Genomic DNA, 2,057 nt, shown 5'->3' with positions numbered 1-2,057 from the left:
CGGCACCGGATGCGCCTCGACGAAGCGCAGCAGCGCCTCGTCGATCGGGCCGGGCGGCACCGGCCGGCGGCGCAGGGGCAGGGCGGTCATCGCTCCTCCGGCTGCCGTTGCAGCAACAGCTCCAGCTCCGGCCCGGGATCGGCGGCCGCCCAGTCCGGCCGCAGCGCCAGGGCGGCGTCCAGGCGGCGGCGATACTCGGCGCGCTCGATCTCGATGGTGCCGAAGCGGGCCAGATGGTCGGTCACGAACTGGGTGTCGAGCAGCGCGAAGCCGGCGGCGCGCAGCCGGGCCACCAGATGGACCAGCGCCACCTTGCTGGCGTCGGTGGCGCGGCTGAACATGCTCTCGCCGAAATAGGCGCCGCCCAGGGCCACGCCGTACAGGCCGCCGACCAGCACGTCGCCGTCCCAGCTCTCGACGCTGTGGGCGAAGCCGGCGCGGTGCAGCGTGGTGTAGAGGGCGACGATCTCGTCGTTGATCCAGGTGTTCGGCCGGTCCGGCGCGGGCGCGGCGCAGCCGGCGATCACGGCGTGGAAGGCCTGGTTGGCGGTGACCCTGAAGCGGCCGGCCTTGATCGTGCGGGCCAGCCGGCGCGGCACATGCAGGCCGTCCAGCGGCAGGATTCCGCGACGGGGCGGGTCGAACCAGTGCAGCTCCGGGCTGTCCGCCGATTCCGCCATCGGGAACAGCCCGGCGGCATAGGCGCGGAGCAGCAGCTGGGGCGTGACGTGGGTCATGGCCGGGACCGGAAGGTTGCCCCAGGGATATGGTGCGGTGCGGCGGTCATGTCCCGTCGATAGCGGAGGGGAGGGGCCGCGTCCACCCGTCGCCGTCTTTTCCGTGCGGCCCGGCTGCTGTAGGGTGCCGGCCATGACGAAGACCGCGACCCTGTTCCGGAATTGGTGGCGCAGCGCCTGACGGCGGCTCGCGCGTGCTTCGTCCTGCACCCAAGGCCGCTCCGATGGAAGCGGCCTTTTCATCTCCCGAGACGGCGATCCATCCGAGCGGCTTCCCCTTCCTGCTCGAAAGGATTCGTCCCATGTCCATGCTTGCCCTCGCCCCCCAGGCCCCCGCGCCCGAGGTCGCCGCTTCCGATGTCGTGCTGACCGGCGACCGGCCGACCGGGCCGCTGCATCTCGGCCATTACGCCGGCTCCCTGGCCAACCGGCTGCGGCTGCAGCGCCTGTGCCGGCAGTTCGTGCTGATCGCCGACCTGCAGGCCCTGACTGACAACGCCGCCGACCCCGGCCGGGTCAGCCGCAACGTGATGGAGGTGGCGCTCGACTACCTCGCCATCGGCCTCGACCCCGCCCGCAGCGCCATCGTGCTGCAATCGGCGGTGCCGGAGATGGCCGAGCTGGCGATGCTGTACCTGAACCTCGTCACCGTGGCGCGGCTGGAGCGCAACCCGACGGTGCGCGAGGAGATCCGCCAGCGCGGCTTCGCCCGCGACCTGCCGGCGGGGTTCCTGTGCTATCCGGTCGGCCAGGCGGCCGACATCACCGCGGTGGCGGCGACGCTGGTGCCGGTCGGCGCCGACCAGGCGCCGATGCTGGAGCAGACGGTGGAGATCGTGCGCGCGGTCAACCGCCTGGCCGGCGCCGCGGTGCTGCCGGAGCCGCGGATCCTGCTGTCGACCACGCCGCGCCTGCCGGGGCTGGACGGCCAAGGCAAGGCCAGCAAATCGGCCGGCAACGCCATCGACCTGCGCGACGACGCCGACACGGTGCGCGCCAAGATCCGCCGCATGTACACCGATCCCGGCCATCTGCGGGTCGAGGATCCAGGGAAGGTCGAGGGCAATGTCGTCTTCGCCTATCTTGACGCCTTCGATCCCGACCCGGCGGCGGTGGCCGACCTCAAGCGCCGCTACCGCGCCGGCGGCCTGCCGGACATGGCGGTGAAGCGCCGGCTGGAGGAGGTGCTGGAGGCGTTGCTGGGGCCGATCCGCGAGCGCCGCGCCGCCCTGGCGCAAGAGCCCGGCGAGGTCCGCGCCGTCCTGCGCCAGGGCACCGAGGCCGCGCGGCAGCAGGCGGCGCAGGTGCTGGACGCGGTGC

General features: G+C 73.0%; 2 protein-coding genes. One reads left to right on the top strand and one right to left on the bottom strand.

Annotated features, from left to right (window positions below; genetic code table 11):
* Positions 1-86 precede the first annotated feature (86 nt).
* On the bottom strand, positions 87-737 hold the full coding sequence (aat, locus tag P409_RS32715; RefSeq protein ID WP_034848524.1) for a leucyl/phenylalanyl-tRNA--protein transferase: 651 nt from the start codon (positions 735-737) through the stop codon (positions 87-89).
* A gap of 302 nt (positions 738-1,039) precedes the next feature.
* Here aat and trpS point away from each other — a divergent pair.
* A partial coding sequence (gene trpS, locus P409_RS32710) for a tryptophan--tRNA ligase (RefSeq protein ID WP_202964883.1) occupies positions 1,040-2,057 on the top strand: 1,018 nt, incomplete at its 3' end.

Origin of the sequence: Inquilinus limosus MP06 (assembly GCF_000767795.1) — a bacterium.
Lineage (GTDB): Bacteria > Pseudomonadota > Alphaproteobacteria > DSM-16000 > Inquilinaceae > Inquilinus > Inquilinus limosus_E.
This window is presented reverse-complemented; position numbering and strand designations above follow the sequence as displayed.

What these genes read in the sequence shown, in the direction of transcription:
- aat (WP_034848524.1), bottom strand. Translation starts at nt 737, where the DNA reads ATGACCCACGTCACGCCCCAGCTGCTGCTCCGCGCCTATGCCGCCGGG.